Below are 17,781 nucleotides of genomic sequence, written 5' to 3' on the forward strand. Positions count from 1 at the left end.
TGCATTTATTTTAATGCAAAGTTGCCTCGGAAATTAGAAACCTACAGTAACATTTATCACAGAAGATTTTTTTTAGCCACGAATTGCACAAATTTTCACGAATTATTTTGTCAGGCTGAGCAAAGTCGAAATGCTTTGCGAGACTCCGACTTCGTTCAGCTTGACAACAGGAAATATTTTAGCCACAGATTGAAAGGATTAGATGGATTTTTCTATTCTTAATAAAAAGAAATCCTAATAATCCTTTTAATCTGTGTCAAAAATAACTATTTCAGTAACTCAATCTGGTTTCGGTTGAGTTTGACCAAACCTCGCTGTTCCATTTTTTTGAGTAATCTGGAAACGACTTCTCGTGAAGTATTCAATTCGGTTGCAATTTCTTGGTGTGAGAGATTTACTTCAGAACAACCACAAGCATCAGAATGACGTTTTAAGTAGAATTCTAATCTTTCGTCCATAGAACGGAAAGCGATATTATCAACGACTTCGAGAACTTCTTCAAAACGGCTTCGATAAGTTTCAATTACAAATTCGTACCAAGAACGGTGTTCCATCATCCATTTATCCATCAATTGCAACGGAATCATCATTACGGTAACATCTTCGACGACTTTTGCCATAATTTGGCTTTTTTCGCTTTTAGCAGTACAGATCATCGAAATGGCACAAGCTTGTCCAGGTTGTAGATAATACATTAAAAACTCTCCGCCATCTTCTCCTTCACGATAGATTTTAATTTTTCCTTTAATGATCAAAACAGTATTTTTAATATACTGTCCGGTACGCATTAAAATGGTTCCAGCTTTAAAATCCTGAAGACTTCCATTTTCTTCTATTGTAGCTATAAGTTCATTAGAGAAATTAGGAAAAATGGTTTTTAATGAATGTTGCATATTGTAGATTTTTTTTGCCACCAATTGCATTAATTCAAAACAATTAATTCGTGAGAATTCGTGTAATTCGTGGCGAATATTTTTATCAAAATCGAATTAAAAAATGTATTTGTTTGCAAAGATAATGGTTTGAAGTGGGAATAATTATCAGAAAACTAGATTTAAGATTAATTTTATGTAAATGAAAAAATCCTATTTTCTATCGATTTTGTAGGCTGAATTTTTAAAAATAGTAACTAAATTTGTAATTCACTGATTATAATACTTTCTCTAAAACGTTTTCTGAGAATAATAATCGAAATCGCATTTGGTACGTTTTTCATATAGAGAAACGTCGTAATTTTACAAAAACACATTTTATTATGAATTTATCACAAGAAGATTGGGTTGCTCAGTTAGAAGCTGACGAAAATGCAGTTATACTTGATGTAAGAACTGAAGACGAATTTAATGACGGCTACATTGAGAATGCTCTAAATATTGATATCAATAAAGGGCAGGCATTTATCTATGAAATCGAAGAATTAGACAAAAATAAAAATTATTACGTATACTGCCGTTCTGGAGCTAGAAGCGCAAAAGCGTGTCAGATTATGAACGAATTGGGTATCGAAAACGCCTACAATCTGCTTGGAGGAATCCTGGATTGGGAAGGCGAAACAGTACAACCATAAAAGAAGAAGAGGCACTAAAAAAGCCTCTTTTTTCTTTTGAAAATGAATTACCAGACCATTAAATAACCAAATTATGAGTTTTATACCAGAAGAATATCAGATTAAAAGTTTGATAAATCAAGATACTTATCTTGTAAATGGAGAATTGAAACAATGGACAGGGCAAACCACACCTGTGTTTTCTACTATTTCTTCAACTGAAAAGTATTCGCCTACTTTATTAGGATCTATTCCTTTTATGGGAGAAAAAGAAGCAGCAGAAGTTGTCGAAGCTGCTACCAATGCATACGATATGGGGCAAGGTTTATGGCCAACTATGAAAGTAGTGGATCGTATTAAATGCATGGAAAAATTTGTGAAGCAAATGAAAGAAACCCGCGAAGAAGTAGTAAAACTTTTGATGTGGGAAATTGGAAAAAACCTTGGAGATTCACAAAAAGAATTCGACAGAACAGTAGAATATATTTACGATACTATTGCGAGTTATAAAGAATTAAACGGACGCAGTTCGCATTTTGAAAAAGTGCAAGGCGTAAATGCTATGATTCGCCGTGGGCCTCTTGGAGTGGTTTTATGTCTTGGACCATATAATTATCCTTTGAATGAAACTTTTTCATTATTGATTCCTGCTTTGATTATGGGAAATACAGTAATCTTCAAACCTGCTAAACATGGTGTTTTATGTATCTCGCCATTGTTAGAGGCTTTCAGAAGCAGTTTTCCAAAAGGTGTAATCAATATTGTTTATGGTAGAGGACGCGAAGTAGCTTCTCCGATTATGAAATCTGGAAAAATTGATGTTTTGGCATTAATTGGAAACAGTAAATCGGCGATTGCTTTACAAGATCAGCATCCAAATAAAAACAGATTACGTTTAATTTTAGGTTTAGAGGCTAAAAATCCAGCGATTATTCTTCCAGATGCCGATTTAGATTTGGCTATTCAAGAATGTATCACGGGAAGTTTATCTTTTAACGGACAGCGTTGTACGGCTTTGAAAGTGTTATATGTTCACGAATCAATTTCAGAAGAATTCAACAAACGTTTTGCAGAGAAAGTAGACAGTTTGCTTTTTGGAAATCCGTGGGAAAAAGGAGCTTCTTTAACGCCACTTCCAGAAACAGATAAACCAAAATATATTCAAGGTTTAATTGACGATGCTGTTCATAAAGGAGCGAAAGTAATCAATGAAAAAGGAGGAAAGCATACTGACAATTATATTTTCCCTGCTGTTTTATATCCTGTAAATAAAGAAATGCGTGTGTATCACGAAGAGCAGTTTGGTCCAGTAGTTCCTGTGCTTTCTTTTAAAGACATTAAAGAACCATTGAAAGACATGGCAGAATCAAATTATGGACAGCAAGTAAGTTTGTTTGGTAAAGATATTAAAACGCTTGCACCGCTAATTGATGCTTTGGTTAATTTAGTATGTAGAGTAAACCTCAACAGTTCTTGCCAAAGAGGGCCAGATGCTTTCCCTTTCACAGGAAGAAAAGATTCTGCAGTAGGAACTTTGAGTATTCCAGATGCTTTGCGTTCTTTCTCAATTCGTACGTTTGTAGCTTCAAAAGATATCGATTATAATAATGAGATTCTGCAGGAATTGCTTAACAGCAAAGAATCGAATTTTATTAATACCGATTATATTTTGTAGTAATCAAGGTTATATATTAATTGTAGATGCCGTCTGTTGCTTTAGGTGATAGACGGTTTTTCTTTTAAAGTGGCTAAGGATCTAAGATGCTAAGATTCTAAGGTTTTTTTTAGAGATTCTAAGGATCTAAGACGCTAAGATTCTAAGATTTTAAGTTTTTTTGTAAAAGTTTGATGTAAAATATAAAATGAAGTTTTTCTATATCTCACATTTCACAACTTACAATTCACAACTTACAATTCACAACTTACAATTCACCATTAACAATTAATAATTAAATTTGTAACATTGTTTTAAAACAGCAGTCTTATAAAAGAAATAATTTAAAGATTCAAAAGTCACTTATGAAAAAGAAATTTTTGCAGTTTGCATTAATAGCATTTGTTCTTTTTGCCCAAAATAGCTTTGCACAAGAGCTTTATATGCCTAGAAACATAAAAAAAGCTTATGAGAACGGCACACGTTCTAAAGACGGAAAACCTGGTGCACACTATTGGCAGAACCGTGGAAAATATAACATGGAAATTTCAGTTGATCCAAAAACAAGATTAGTCAGCGGGACTGAAAGTATTATTTACGAAAACAATAGCAAGGATACTTTAAGAAACTTAGTGATCCGTTTTGTAAATAATCTGCATAAACCTTCTTCTCCAAGAGGTGGTGAAGTAAGTAACGATTTTTTAAGCGATGGATTAACGATCACTTCATTAAAAATTGAAAATGAAGTTTACAAAGAAGACGCTAAAAATTGGGGAACTGTTGGAAATGTGAAATTGCAAAAACCAATTTTACCAAATTCAAAAACAGTTATTAATATTCAGTGGAATTATCCTTTGTCTAAAGAAAGTGGTAGAGAAGGGCAGATTGACGAAACAACATTTTTTGTAGCCTACAGTTATCCTCGTGTTTCTGTTTTTGATGATTATAACGGATGGGATAGATTAGCGCATACAGACCGTCAAGAATTTTACAATGATTTCAACGATTATATTTTTTCTGTAAAAGCACCTAAAAATTATGTGGTGTATGCAACAGGAGATTTGTTAAATCCAGATGAGGTTTTACAACCTGAATTTGCCACACGCTTAAAAAAATCATACACAACAGATGAAATTTTGCATATCGCTAATGAGCAAGAAATGAAAAGCGGAGTTGTAACGAAACAATACGATTGGAATATCTGGAAATTTGAAGCGAAAAACATCTCTGACGTTTGCTTTGGTTTAAGCGATCACTATTTGTGGGATGCTAGCAGTGTTGTAGTAGATAAGAAAACAAATCGTCGTGCAAGTATTCAGGCAGCCTATAATGTTAAAGGAACTGATTTTGTAAACTCAGTAAAAAATAACCAGTATGCTTTAGATTGGTTTTCTAACAATTGGCCAGGAGTTCCGTATCCGTTTTCTAAAATGACAGCTTTTCAAGGTTTCGCAGATATGGAATATCCTATGATGTGTAACGATTCTCAGATGGATGATCTTGTTTTTGCGCAATTAGTTCAAGACCACGAAGTAGCTCATACCTATTTCCCGTTTTATATGGGAATTAACGAAACTCGTTATGCATTTATGGATGAAGGTTGGGCAACAACTTTTGAGTATTTAATTGGAATTGCTGAGCATGGAAAAGAAGCAGCAGATAAATTTTACCAAGATTTTAGAGTAAAAAATTATATTAAGGATCGTTCTGCAGAGCAAGATCAGCCTATTATAACAATGTCCACTCAGGTTTCTGGAGCTGGTTATGGAAATAATTCTTATGGCAAAGCTTCTCTATCTTACTTAGCTTTGAAAGATATGTTGGGAGATGAAATGTTTAAAAAAGCACTTCATTTTTATATGGATACTTGGAACGGAAAACATCCAATTCCGTGGGATTATTTTAATTCATTTAATACAGCAACCGGAAAGAATTTAAATTGGTTTTTCAATAATTGGTTCTTTACGAACAATTATTTAGATATTGCAGTAAAAGGCCTTTCTGCCGATAAGAAAACTATAACAGTAGAAAATATTGGAGGCTTTGCAATTCCGTTTGATGTTGTGATTACTTATGCAGATAAATCGAAAGCAATTGTACATCAAACACCTGCTATTTGGGAAAAAAATGAGAAAATAGCTAAGATAGTTTTGAAAAGCACAAAAAAAATAGAAAAAATAGAACTTGATGGTGGAATTTTCATGGATGCAACTCCAGAAAACAATATTTTTTATGTTAAATAAACTAGCTTAAATTTAACGATATATTTAAAAAATGTCATTTTATTTTAATAAAATGGCATTTTTTATTTAAAATAATTATAAATATTCAAAAATACGGAAAACCGTAAAAAGATTTGTGTAAAATATACTATGTTTGCATGTATAAAAAAAAACCTACAAAATAATATGAAGAATACATTTGTCCTACTTATTTTACTAACTACCGTTCAGTTTTTTGGACAAAATGATCAAAAGGCAGCATTTCAAAAAAATAAATATGAATTGGCTGTTTCCTACTATAAGAAAGCCAATTTTGTAAAAGCTATCGATTTGTTTTCTTTAGCAGCTAAAATTAAACCTGAGAATGAGATCGCTCAAGAATCAGTTAAAATGGTAGATACATTACGTGAGGTTTTAAGAAAGGAAATTTTAGATCATGCAATTGGAACTTGGAAACGTTCAGGAAACCAGCCTGTTTGGGTGTCTACGCAAACTAATTCTACTAATCAAACTTTACTTGATGAAGTGATTGAAATTAAAGAAGACTCAATATTGTTTTTTGAAGTCGATAGAAAGACTAAAATAAAAAAATTAATAAAAACAGAAAACTTGATTTATAATGATTCAAATAATACAGTCTCATTATTTTCAGAAATTATACTTTCAGACGGAACAATTTGGAACTGCAATATTGACGAAAAAGCAAATGTGCTTCATGTTGTTAATGTTGCTGTTAAAACAAAAGACGGAATAGAAAAGATACAAGCTAATAACGAAGAAAATTATTACGTTAAAATCTAGAAATAAATAAAAAAGGGAATTATTTGAACTGCCTCCAAAAAGTTAGATACTATTTGGAGGCATTTTTATAGAAATTTAAATCCAATCGAAAAATTTGTAACCCCAGTTTTGATTTCGCCATTGCTAGAAGTATCAATATCACTAAGTCCCGCAAGATACCTTAAATCAAAAGTCAATCTCCAGACATCAACTCCCACGCCTCCAAGAATACTGTGATTGTTTTTTTCGAATGTTACAGAATTGAGATTATTGCTTCTGCTTATGTCAGAATAATTTTTCCAGTTGTAGCCAACAAAAAGCCTTACGTTTCCTAATTTGCCAAGCGGAATAATTTTAAGCCCTGCAATTAATGACGCATCTGTTCCTGCAAGTTTAAATTCGGTTTCACCAATGGCATCTTGATAAACACTAAAATTGGTTTGAGCATATCCAAATTCTCCCTGAGCATAAAAAAGTGCAAGATTTAACCTAGCAAATGCTGCAGCACCAATTCCTGTATTAGTATGGTCGGAGCTGAAATTTTTGGTATTAACAGAAGTAATATTTGTCGAAATTTGTGGTCCTATTTGTATTAACTGTGCGAATCCATTTGCACAAATACATAAAAATGCTATTAAAAAGAGTTTTTTCATAACAAGGTTTATTTGATTTTGGTACTATAAAAATAAGTATAATAGATTAAAAATGAATGATTTATCTGCTTTATTTTTTTGTAAAGTTTTGAGAGTTAACAACATCAATATTTTTCTCTGCTTTTTTATAATCAATTCAAAATGAATTATTTTTGAGAAGATTTAATAAATATGGAAATTAAAACAATAAACGCGTCCGATACTTGGCAGATAAGACACGAGGTAATGTGGCCAGATCAACCTTTTGAATTTGTCCAGCTTAAAGAAGATGATTTAGGATTTCATTTTGGAGCTTTTGAAGAAAATAAATTAGTTTCTATAATTTCATGTTTTATTGAAGGAGAAGAAATGCAGTTTAGAAAACTCGCAACTTTAGAAGAATACCAAGGAAAAGGAATTGCCTCTGAGCTTTTAATACAAATACTGGAATTTGCGAAAAAGAAGGGACTGAAAAAAGTTTGGTGCAATGCTAGAACGAATAAAAAAGCATTTTACGAGAAATTTGGAATGAAAAATACTTTTAAAACTTTTGAAAAAGCGGGTCAAGAGTTTACAATTATGGAAATTATTCTTTTTTGAGTTTAGTTCTAAGTGGTTGGTTTTTAAATATATGGTAATAATTGTAAGATAATAGACTAGAATATTGCTAAATATTAAACGAATGAAAACGTTTTCGTTTTATGTAATTGTTAAACCTTCTTAAAAAATCTTTTTTTGTTTTAATTCTTTTACTACTTTCGCACCCAAATGAGAAAGTTAATAGTATTTTTAGTATTCATGAATTTGCTTCTGTTTGGCGGAGGCCAATACCTTAATGCTAGTACACTTTCACATCATCACAATTTTGAACATAAACATAGAGTTAAGTTCACTAGTCAAGATCGAGGTAGTTCTGTAATTGAAGATGCTGATATCGATCTTGAAGAAGATCTTCTAGGAGGCGGTGATGATATTAATTTACTAACGAATAAGTATTTTACTGCTTCGTATAGTTTGGTAGACGCTTTGTATCTGGCACTTTCAGATCAGTCTGCAGCGAATGATTCAAATCGTTTTAAAATTTCTACGCCTGTTTTCGGGCATTCAAATCCTATCTATATTACTCAGAGAGTATTAAGAATTTGATTTTATAATATACATCGGTTACCTGAGTTACGATCTGCGTATCTTGCTGTTGTATATTTTTCTACTTCTGCTTATATGAAAGTTAAGGTCTGGGCTACGGCTGACTGATGCATTTTAACATCCAAAGGAATTTTCATTCCAAAGCATTCAATCGCTTAATTTCCAAACTAAATCATGAAAAAAATCATTGTGTTCACAGGCTTAATGGCCTTGGTGTGCTTAACGAGCTGTACATCTAAAAAAGAAGAAAAAGAAGAAGTTGAAAAATTTACCGTTACTAATCCGGTTAAAATTGATACTTCATTTACCAAAGAATACGTTTCACAAATAAAATCAGTTCGAAATATCGAACTTCGTGCCCAAGAAAAAGGTTTTTTACAAAATATATATGTTGATGAAGGACAATTTGTAAAAAAAGGACAGTTGTTGTTTAAAATTATGCCAAACATGTATCAGTCTGAATTGCTTAAAGCACAGGCTGAACAAAAATCGGCAGAAATTGAATTGCAAAATTCAAAATTATTGGCTGATAAAAATATCGTTTCTAAAAACGAATTGAGTGTAGCTCAAGCAAAATTACAATCTGCAAAAGCTGAAGTGGCACTGGCAAAATTACATTTATCATTCACAGAAATTAGAGCTCCATTTGATGGAACAATTGACCGTATTCCTTTAAAACTAGGAAGTTTAATTGATGAAGGGGAATTGTTGACGAGTCTTTCAGACAACAGTCAGATGTTTGCGTACTTCAATGTTTCTGAACCAGAATATATTAGCTATGAAACGAATATAAAGGATCGTGCTGATAATAAGGTGAATTTAGTTTTGGCTAATGGAGATATTTTTAAAGAGAAAGGAAATGTTGAAGTTATAGAAAGTGAATTTAATAATGAAACCGGAAATATTGCTTTCAGAGCAAGATTCCCTAATTCTGGAAAATTACTTAGAAATGGAGAAACAGGACAAGTTCAGATGAATGTTCCTCTTAAGAATGCTATCATAATTCCACAAAAAGCAACTTACGAAATACAAGATAAAAAATATGTTTTTGTAATAGGTAAAGATGATAAAGTAAGCTCAAGAGAGATCACTATTACGGGTGAGATTCCTGATTTGTATGTAATCAGAAGCGGTATTACAGAGAATGATAAAATCTTACTTGAAGGTGTTCAGAAAGTAAAAGAAAACGACAAGATTAAATACGATTACCAATCTCCTAATAAAGTAATCAATAATTTACGCTTAAAAGCAGAATAGGTTTACTGGGTTTTAATCATTAAAATATACAAAAATGTTTAATAAATTTATTCAAAGACCTGTTCTTTCGATAGTGATATCGTTGATTATTGTCTTTTTAGGGATATTGTCGGTTTTAAATTTACCAATTACACAATTCCCGACAATTTCACCTCCTATGGTTAACGTTACGGCAGATTATCCTGGATCTAACGGTGAGTTGATGATCAAGGCGGTTGTTATTCCTTTGGAAAGAGCCTTAAATGGTGTTCCGGGAATGAAATATATGGCTTCAGATGCCGGAAACGATGGTGAAGCAACAATCAAAGTAGTTTTTAACTTAGGTACAGATCCTAACCAAGCTGCAATTAACGTTCAGAACCGTGTGGCTTCTGTTACCAATAAACTTCCTCCTTTGGTAATTCGTGAGGGTATTAAAATTACACGAGAAGTACCGAGTATGTTGATGTACGTGAACCTTTACAGTACAGACAAAAATACCGACATGAAGTTCTTGTATAACTATGCCGATATTAACGTACTTTCTGAATTAAAAAGGGTAAATGGTATTGGTTCTGGAGATATCTTAGGAACACGTGAATATGCAATGCGTATCTGGTTAAAACCAGACCGTATGTTGGCTTATAAAATTTCTGCTGATGAGGTAATGGAAGCATTATCAAGTCAGAGTTTGGAAGCTTCTCCTGGTAAAACGGGTGAAAGTTCTGGTAAACGTTCTCAAGCATTCGAATATGTATTGAAATATTCTGGGCGTTATACAACAAAAGAGCAATATGAGAATATTGTGGTAAAAGCAAATCCAAATGGAGAGCTTTTGAGATTGAAAGATGTTGCTAAAGTTGAATTTGGAAGCTCGATGTATGATATCTATTCTAATTTGAATGGAAAACCATCTGCAGCAATCGTATTAAAACAATCATTTGGGAGTAATGCGAATCAGGTTATTGAAGAAGTAAAAGCAAAACTGGAAAAAATCAAACAAAGATTTCCAAAAGGAATGGATTACGAAATTTCATATGACGTTTCTAAATTCCTTGATGCTTCTATCGAAAAAGTAATCCATACTTTGGTTGAGGCTTTCATTCTGGTAGGTCTAGTAGTTTTCCTTTTCTTAGGAGACTGGCGTTCTACTGTTATTCCAGCTATCGCGGTTCCAGTATCATTGGTAGGAACGTTTGTGTTCATGACATTCTTTGATATTTCGTTGAACTTAATTACGCTATTTGCACTTGTATTAGCGATTGGGGTCGTGGTCGATGATGCGATTGTGGTTATCGAGGCTGTCCACGCCAAGATGGAAGAGGAACATCTCTCGCCATTTAAAGCAACTAAACAAGCCATGCACGAGATTGCGGGAGCTATTATTGCAATTACATTCTTAATGGCTGCAGTATTTATTCCGGTTGCGTTCATGTCTGGACCTGTTGGAGTATTCTACAGACAATTCTCTGTAACTATGGCAACTGCGATTATTCTTTCTGGTATTGTGGCCTTGACTTTAACGCCTGCACTTTGTGCGATGATGCTAAAAAATAACCACGGTGTACCTAAAAAGAAAACTCCTGCAAATAGATTTATTGATGCTTTTAACGAAAAATTCAATTTAGCACAAGGAAAATATCAGAACCTATTAGGTAAAATTGTTGATAGAAGAGTGGTTACAATTGTGGCTCTTTTAGGTTTCTGTGCTGGAACATGGATCATTAGTAGCAATGTTCCTTCAGGTTTTATTCCGAATGAGGATCAAGGAATGTTTTATGCTGTAATTCAGACACCACCAGGTTCATCTTTAGAGAGAACTAATAGTATTGCAGAGCGAGTTCAGAAAATTGCTGAAGATATTGATGGAGTAAAATCAGTTTCTTCGTTAGCGGGTTATGAGATTTTATCTGAAGGTACAGGATCGAACTCTGGAACTTGTTTGGTTAACCTTAAAGACTGGAGCGACAGAAAAGAATCTGTTTTGGAGATCATGCATGAAATGGAGGAAAAATGTAAAGATATTACAGGAGCTAATATCGAATTTTTCCAACCGCCTGCTGTACCAGGATATGGTGCTGCTGGAGGATTTGAACTTCGTTTACTAGATAAAACAGGTTCTGTAGATTACAAGAAAATGGAACAGGTAAATAATGAGTTTGTGGCTGAATTAAACAAACAGCCAGAATTGTCAAACGTATTTAGTTTCTACAGTTCTAGTTTCCCTCAATACATGATGAAAGTTGATAATGACTTGGCACAGCAAAAAGGTGTTTCTATTGAAAATGCCATGAATACGCTGTCAACTCTTGTGGGAAGTAATTACGAAATCAGTTTTATTAAATTTGGTATTAACTATAAAGTAATTGTTCAGGCTTCGCCAGAATATCGTGCACAGCCAGATGATATCTTGAAATTGTATGTTAAAAACGATCGTGATGAAATGGTACCTTATTCTGCTTTTATGAAATTAGAAAAAGTGTATGGACTTTCAGAAATCACACGTCATAACATGTATACCTCAACACAAATTAGTGGTTCGCCAGCTCCAGGATTTAGTTCTGGTACAGCGATTAAAGTGATTCAGAAAGTAGCTGCCGAAAAGTTACCAAGAGGTTATGACATTGACTGGGCAGGTATTTCTGCCGATGAGGTGGCACAAGGTAATCAAGCTATTTGGGTATTCTTAATCTGTTTAGGATTCGTTTATTTGGTATTAGCAGCTCAATACGAAAGTTTTATTTTGCCATTGTCAGTAATTCTTTCTTTACCAGCGGGTATTTTTGGAGCTTTCCTTTTATTGAAATTAACAGGATTAGAAAACAATATCTATGCTCAGGTTGCCATGGTAATGCTTATCGGTTTATTAGGTAAGAATGCCGTGTTGATTGTCGAGTTTGCGATCCAGAGACATGCAGCAGGAAAATCTGTTTTGGATGCAGCAATGGAAGGAGCAAAAGCAAGGTTCCGTCCAATTTTGATGACTTCGTTTGCCTTTATTGCTGGTTTATTACCGCTTGCATTTGCAACTGGTCCAGGTAAAATAGGTAACAGAACAATTGGTACTGCGGCGGCAGGAGGTATGCTTATTGGAACCATTTGCGGTGTCTTTGTAATTCCGGGCTTGTATTTCATATTTGCTAAAATTGCCGAGAAACACAAATTGGTAAAACATGAAGAAGAAAACCCATTAACAGAAGAAATTGATAACAATCATGTATAAAGTTAAAACATATCAATATAGTATTGTATTAGCTGCATGTCTAGCAGTTGCAGGGTGTAAAACCCCTGCACCTGAGGCAGCAGTAACTACAAGTACGCCAGTTCCTGATTCGTTTGGTGCAACTGTTCAAACACAAGATGCAAACAATAATACAGCGGCTTTAAACTGGAAAGATTATTTTAAAGATCAGAATCTAGTTGATTTAATTGATGCTGCTCTTAAAAATAACCAAGAACTAAATATTACTTTACAAGAAATAGAAATCGCAAAGAATGATATTCGTGTAAAAAAAGGACTTTTACTGCCAACTGCAGGTTTACGCGCTGGAGCTGGAGTAGAAAAAGTGGGTAGATATACAAGTCAAGGAGCGGGTGATGCTACAACTGAAATTAAACCAGGTAAAGAGATGCCAGATCCGCTTGGAGATTTTACTATTGCCGCTTATGCAAACTGGGAAGTAGATATTTGGAAAAAACTTCGCAATTCTAAAAAAGCAGCTTTAAATAGATATTTGGCGACTGTTGAAGGTAAAAATTTTGTTATTACAAACCTTATTGCCGAAGTTGCCGATTCGTATTATGAATTATTAGCTTTAGACAATCAATTAGATATTGTAAAACAAACTATCAAATTGCAAACTAATGCTTTAGAAATTGTAAAAGTTCAAAAACAAGCGGCAAGAGCAACAGAACTTGGAGTTAAGAAATTTGAAGCTGAGGTTTTAACTTCGCAAAGTATGGAGTTTGATATCTTACAGCAGATAAAAGAAACAGAAAACAAGATCAGCTTTTTGCTTGGAAGATATCCGCAGGAAATTAAAAGAACAAGTAATACTAATTTCTTAAGTCTTTTACCAGCGGCTGTAAGTTCTGGAATTCCTTCTCAATTGTTAGAGAATCGTCCAGATGTAAAACAAGCAGAACTAGAATTAGTAGCAGCAAAATTAGATGTAAAAGTAGCCCGTGCCGAGTTTTATCCTTCTTTGGATATTACAGCTGCAATTGGGGTAAATGCTTTCAAACCTTCTTATTTGTTTACAATGCCAGAATCGCTATTGTACTCATTGGCAGGAGATCTTGTTGCGCCTTTGATTAATAGAAATGCAATTAAAGCAGAGTTTGCAAGTGCAAATGCAAGACAAATTCAAGCATTATACAATTACGATCGTACGGTTTTAAACGCTTATTTAGAAGTGTCAAATCAAATGTCTAAGATTGAGAATCTTCAAAAAGGTTACGATCTTAAATCAAAACAAGTTGATGCCTTAAATACTTCTATTGACGTTTCAAACGATTTGTTTAAATCGGCAAGAGTAGATTATTTCGAAGTTTTAATGACGCAGAGAGATGCATTAGAAGCTAAATTGGAATTAATCGATACTAAAAAAGAACAATTAAATGCTGCAGTTCATGTTTATAGAGACTTGGGCGGCGGATGGAAATAAAATTGCCACTTAATTTGTAGTAAAAAAGCCTTTTGGGAGTAAAATCCTGAAAGGCTTTTTTTGTTTTGGCTAAAGAACCGTTACTTGTTTTTTGTATGGTTTTAATATTTCTTCGTCAGGCGAAATATTAGTTACCAAAACATCAATGTCTTTTAAATGAGAAACAAAATAAGTTTCTCCGGTATCAATTTTTTCACTTGAACCCAAAGCAATTATGAAATTCGAATTCTGAATCATATTTTTTTTGATTTGTGAATCGTCATATAAAATTCCGGTTAGCCCACGTTCATGATGAATACCACATGTTCCTAAAATGCAGACATCGGCTCTAAAACTTCTAAAAAAATCTAGTGATTCCATGCTCGAAGTTGTAAAAGAGGTTTTACACATTTTTCCTCCAGCAAAAATCAATTCAATGTTGGGCAAATCTTCAACCAAAACTGCAACAGGAAAACTGTTTGTTATAACAGTGAGTTTTAAATCATGTGGAAAACTTGCTACAAGAGCCAAAGAAGTAGTTCCTCCATCAATAAAAACTACTTGGCCATCTTTTAGATATGAAATGGCTTTTTCTGCAATAATCTTTTTGTTTTCAAGGTCATGTTTTTCTCTTTTTCTATAATGTAAAGGCATTGGAGAAGGAGCAACCGCACCACCACGCACAGCTTTTAAAAGCCCTTGATCTGAAAGTTCTTTTAGATCACGTCTAATTGTGTCTTCAGAAACACTCAAATATTCGCTTAATTCTACCGAAGTTACTCGATGTTCTTTAGATAAATATTCTAAAATTGTCTGCTGTCGTTCTTCCTTTCTCATATGTTTTGCGGTTTTATATTGCAAAAATAAATAAAAAATTGCAATATTTTGCTGTTTATTGCAATTTTTGCATAATTTAGCAGCAAAATAAATTTACAATGAAAAAGAAATCAATTGCAGTCGACATGGATGGAGTGCTTGCTGATGTAGAAGCACACCTAATAACTTACTTCGAAAGAGATTTCGGAATAACAATTTTAAAAGAAGAAATTCAAGGTTTGACAGAAGAAGAAGCTTTTTACGGCCGAGAGAAAGTACGTAGTGTTTTAAATTCTAAAGATTTTTTTAGAACATTGCCAGTAATAGATGATGCGGTAGAAAGCTTAAAGTTATTACAGGAAAATTTTGAGATTTATATTGTATCTGCGGCGACAGAATTTCCGCTTTCGCTGAATGAAAAAATAGAATGGCTCGCAGAACATTTTCCTTTTATTCAATGGCAAAATATCGTTTTATGCGGAAGCAAAACCATTATCAATACTGATTATCTAATCGATGATCATCCAAAGAATTTAGATTTTTGCATGGGTCAGCCTATTATGTTTACAGCATTTCATAATGCCAAAAAAGAGAATTATTTGAGAGTGAATAATTGGAAAGAAGCTGTTGCTGTTTTGAAAGAGGCAGTTTAACGCAAGGTAATTTTAAAAATTACTTGTTTTTTGAAGAAAAAGCCTTTCAGGAATATTCCGAAAGGCTTTTGTTTATTTAGGTATTACTATTCTAGCTTTAAATCCGTTTTCGGGTTCTGTTTCAAATTCGATAGTTCCTTTAACGGTCTGAATACGGTGTTCCATATTTTGGAGACCATTTTTAGAAATCTTCGTTTTTTCACAGCCAATTCCGTTATCGGTGTAACGTATTAGAATTGATTTTGGATCACTTTCAAATTTTATTACAACAAGAGAGGCCTTACTGTGTTTCTTCATATTTACCATTAATTCTTGTAAAACGCGCCCAATGGTAATTTTCTTTATATCATCAACATCTTCCCATTCTACGCTTTCTAAGTTTGTAGCAATAATATTTCTCTCAATAGTATTGTAAGCAGAAAGCATTTCCTTGATGCTTTTGGTAAAATCTTTGCCCGTTTCGATCTTATTGTTTTCTTTTGAAATTCCTCGAACGCGTCCGTAAATATCATCTAACTTCTGGAGAAGATTCTCTTTGGTATTTTCTTTGGCTAATGGTTGAGATTCGGCGAAAGCAATTACTTGAAAGACATCATTTGCCAATTCATCATGTATTTTTTTAGAAATTCTCGTTTCGGTGTCGTACGAACTTTTAAATTCGATTGCCTTATTTTTATTTTTATAATAGCGAATTAAAATTGCGATTAAAATCACCAAAAAGAAAAAAACAATTACAAATACAATTCTAAGATATTTGGCTTTTTGAAGTGATAATTGATTTTCTGCTTTTTCTAAACGTAGTTTTTCGTTTTCGTCTTTTTCTTTTTTTGCATCGTATTTAATCTTGGCAGACTTATTTTTAAAATTATTTCGAACTTTAATAATACTGTCGTTTAGTGTAAAGTACTTTTGGGTGTATTTGGGTGTACTAGGAGTATTGTCATTTGAAATTAAAATTTGAAGAGCCTCTAACCTTTCATCAATGCTGTTTAATTTTGTAGCGGCTTTGTAAGCCAGAAGAGCATTTTCATCAGATTTTTTTTTATCTCTTTTAGAATAATAATCTGCAAGGTGAAGATAGCTTTCAATGCTTCCATAGGCGTCCTTAGTGTCAATTCTGATTTGCAGGCCTTCAGTCATTAAATGAAATCCTTTATCTTCCATTCCATTCTTAAAATAAGCATAACCCAAATTGTCCAACAATATAGATTTATCACTTGGAGCAGCTTTCTCTTTTAATTCTTTACTTGAAAGAGATTGTAAAAGAGAATCTAAGATAGGGATTGCTTTATTATATTTTTTTTGTTGAATATAAACGGCAGCAATATTTTGTATAGGAGCATGCTTTAAGAGCGGGTCTTTATATTCATTTGCTGCTAGTTTATAATAATAAATAGCATCATCATAGAGAGAAAGCTCTTTATCAGCAACTCCTAGCGTATTATTTATACTAGCGGGATAAACTCCTTTTTTTCTAAAATGTGGGAGTGTTTGTAACGCTTCTGTTAAAATCTCTTTGCTGCCATAATAATCTCCATTTCGCTGATGGATTTCCGCAATTCTGATAAGTACGTAAGAGATATTTCCGCTGTCTTTTATAGTATTAGAAAGTTCCTTTGACTTATTGAACTCATAAAAAGCGGTGTTGAAGTTTTGTTTATCATAATTTTCAATTGCTTTATCGCGCAAAGCAAGAGCTTCTTTTTGTATAGACTCAGTTTTAGGATTAATGGTCTTTTTTTCTTCGCAGGAAAAAAGAAAAAGAAAAATAATACAATAAAAAAACGGGGATCGTAACATTTAAATTTACTTTCCCCGAAAATAGTAATTAATTAGATACTAAAAACTTTTTTTTATCATGGAGCTGGTGGTGGTGGTGGTACTTTATCACCAGGACCCTCATTATACTCTGCTGACGGTGTGCCAACTTTTTCAATTTTATTTTTTGGTTGTGTCTCATACTCATCAGGAGTACAAGAAAATATCGTGAACAATAGCGCAAAAGCGATAAATAGTATTAGTTTTTTCATTTTAGTTTATTTTAGAAATTAGACATAGGTATGGCTGTCCGGAGTTGATCCAGATCTTGGAATGCGATACCAAAATTGGTTTTGGGAAGTAGATCGTGTAGACCTGTAAGACGTAATTTATACTTCCCGAATAAACTCGGTCTTACGGTTTTCCACAATGTTAATTAGAACTAGTTTTATATTTTTGTTTTAGTCTGCAGACAAAACTTGAACTAATTTCTGATGCAAAGTAAAGGCACTTTTAGATCACTGTTGACAAGGGATTCCCGGAATTCCTGCGTTTTCCTGAGATTCCCGAGAATTCCCAATAAAACTAAAATAGAAGGCCTTTTTTGGGTTAATTATTATTTAATTTTAATCGAATCTCTATATTATAATAGATGCAATAAGTTGTTCAAAAGTTGGTTTGAACGGCAAAAA

15 protein-coding genes are annotated in these 17,781 nt (G+C 33.2%); 10 read left to right on the top strand and 5 right to left on the bottom strand.

Going from position 1 to position 17,781, the window contains the following annotated elements:
- Positions 1-266 precede the first annotated feature (266 nt).
- On the bottom strand, positions 267-893 hold the full coding sequence (locus tag AC1Q5Z_RS16650) for a Crp/Fnr family transcriptional regulator (protein ID WP_198856618.1): 627 nt from the start codon (positions 891-893) through the stop codon (positions 267-269).
- A 362-nt stretch (positions 894-1,255) separates the two neighbouring features.
- Between AC1Q5Z_RS16650 and AC1Q5Z_RS16655 the strand changes: the two genes are divergently transcribed.
- From AC1Q5Z_RS16655 to AC1Q5Z_RS16670, 4 genes are all read left to right on the top strand, one after another.
- Positions 1,256-1,567 carry a rhodanese-like domain-containing protein gene (locus AC1Q5Z_RS16655; protein ID WP_095929060.1) on the top strand — a complete coding sequence of 104 codons (312 nt, stop codon included), beginning with the start codon at positions 1,256-1,258 and terminating at the stop codon, positions 1,565-1,567.
- 73 nt (positions 1,568-1,640) lie between these two features.
- Complete coding sequence (locus tag AC1Q5Z_RS16660) at positions 1,641-3,221, top strand: NADP-dependent glyceraldehyde-3-phosphate dehydrogenase (protein ID WP_343585342.1); 1,581 nt, start codon at positions 1,641-1,643, stop codon at positions 3,219-3,221.
- Positions 3,222-3,565: 344 nt separating this feature from the next.
- Positions 3,566-5,443 (top strand): M1 family metallopeptidase, encoded by a 1,878-nt coding sequence (locus AC1Q5Z_RS16665; protein ID WP_492445992.1) that lies wholly within the window; start codon positions 3,566-3,568, stop codon positions 5,441-5,443.
- A 165-nt stretch (positions 5,444-5,608) separates the two neighbouring features.
- Positions 5,609-6,223, top strand: a complete 615-nt coding sequence (locus AC1Q5Z_RS16670) for a hypothetical protein (RefSeq protein ID WP_492445993.1) — start codon at positions 5,609-5,611, stop codon at positions 6,221-6,223.
- Between the two features lie 65 nt (positions 6,224-6,288).
- On the opposite strand, the gene AC1Q5Z_RS16675 is transcribed toward AC1Q5Z_RS16670, so the two are convergent.
- Complete coding sequence (locus AC1Q5Z_RS16675; RefSeq protein WP_492445994.1) at positions 6,289-6,855, bottom strand: outer membrane beta-barrel protein; 567 nt, start codon at positions 6,853-6,855, stop codon at positions 6,289-6,291.
- 171 nt (positions 6,856-7,026) lie between these two features.
- Between AC1Q5Z_RS16675 and AC1Q5Z_RS16680 the strand changes: the two genes are divergently transcribed.
- The 5 genes from AC1Q5Z_RS16680 (at position 7,027) to AC1Q5Z_RS16700 (ending at position 13,883) form a co-directional block, all read left to right on the top strand.
- Entirely contained in the window at positions 7,027-7,434 is a 408-nt protein-coding gene (locus AC1Q5Z_RS16680) for a GNAT family N-acetyltransferase (protein WP_492445995.1), read from the top strand.
- Between the two features lie 168 nt (positions 7,435-7,602).
- The gene (locus AC1Q5Z_RS16685) at positions 7,603-7,980 is read left to right on the top strand and encodes a hypothetical protein (protein WP_198856612.1); all 378 of its coding nucleotides are present in this window, start codon (positions 7,603-7,605) and stop codon (positions 7,978-7,980) included.
- A 174-nt stretch (positions 7,981-8,154) separates the two neighbouring features.
- Complete coding sequence (locus AC1Q5Z_RS16690) at positions 8,155-9,237, top strand: efflux RND transporter periplasmic adaptor subunit (protein WP_198856611.1); 1,083 nt, start codon at positions 8,155-8,157, stop codon at positions 9,235-9,237.
- A gap of 34 nt (positions 9,238-9,271) precedes the next feature.
- Positions 9,272-12,439, top strand: a complete 3,168-nt coding sequence (locus AC1Q5Z_RS16695; protein ID WP_198856610.1) for an efflux RND transporter permease subunit — start codon at positions 9,272-9,274, stop codon at positions 12,437-12,439.
- Positions 12,432-13,883, top strand: a complete 1,452-nt coding sequence (locus AC1Q5Z_RS16700) for a TolC family protein (protein WP_492445996.1) — start codon at positions 12,432-12,434, stop codon at positions 13,881-13,883. Before AC1Q5Z_RS16695 ends, AC1Q5Z_RS16700 begins: the two co-directional genes overlap by 8 nt.
- A 69-nt stretch (positions 13,884-13,952) precedes the next feature.
- On the opposite strand, the gene AC1Q5Z_RS16705 is transcribed toward AC1Q5Z_RS16700, so the two are convergent.
- Positions 13,953-14,699, bottom strand: coding sequence for a DeoR/GlpR family DNA-binding transcription regulator (locus AC1Q5Z_RS16705; RefSeq protein ID WP_278020737.1), 747 nt, complete (start codon positions 14,697-14,699; stop codon positions 13,953-13,955).
- Positions 14,700-14,797: 98 nt separating this feature from the next.
- Here AC1Q5Z_RS16705 and AC1Q5Z_RS16710 point away from each other — a divergent pair, with 98 nt between their 5' ends.
- On the top strand, positions 14,798-15,331 hold the full coding sequence (locus tag AC1Q5Z_RS16710) for a 5' nucleotidase, NT5C type (RefSeq protein ID WP_343585356.1): 534 nt from the start codon (positions 14,798-14,800) through the stop codon (positions 15,329-15,331).
- Positions 15,332-15,403: 72 nt separating this feature from the next.
- On the opposite strand, the gene AC1Q5Z_RS16715 is transcribed toward AC1Q5Z_RS16710, so the two are convergent.
- A complete protein-coding gene (locus AC1Q5Z_RS16715) occupies positions 15,404-17,020 on the bottom strand; it encodes a tetratricopeptide repeat-containing sensor histidine kinase (protein WP_492445997.1) in 1,617 nt (538 codons plus the stop codon).
- Between the two features lie 167 nt (positions 17,021-17,187).
- Positions 17,188-17,361 carry a hypothetical protein gene (locus tag AC1Q5Z_RS16720; RefSeq protein WP_492445999.1) on the bottom strand — a complete coding sequence of 58 codons (174 nt, stop codon included), beginning with the start codon at positions 17,359-17,361 and terminating at the stop codon, positions 17,188-17,190.
- Positions 17,362-17,781: the final 420 nt, after the last annotated feature.

It is taken from the genome of Flavobacterium sp. GW823-FHT06G12, from assembly GCF_058794775.1.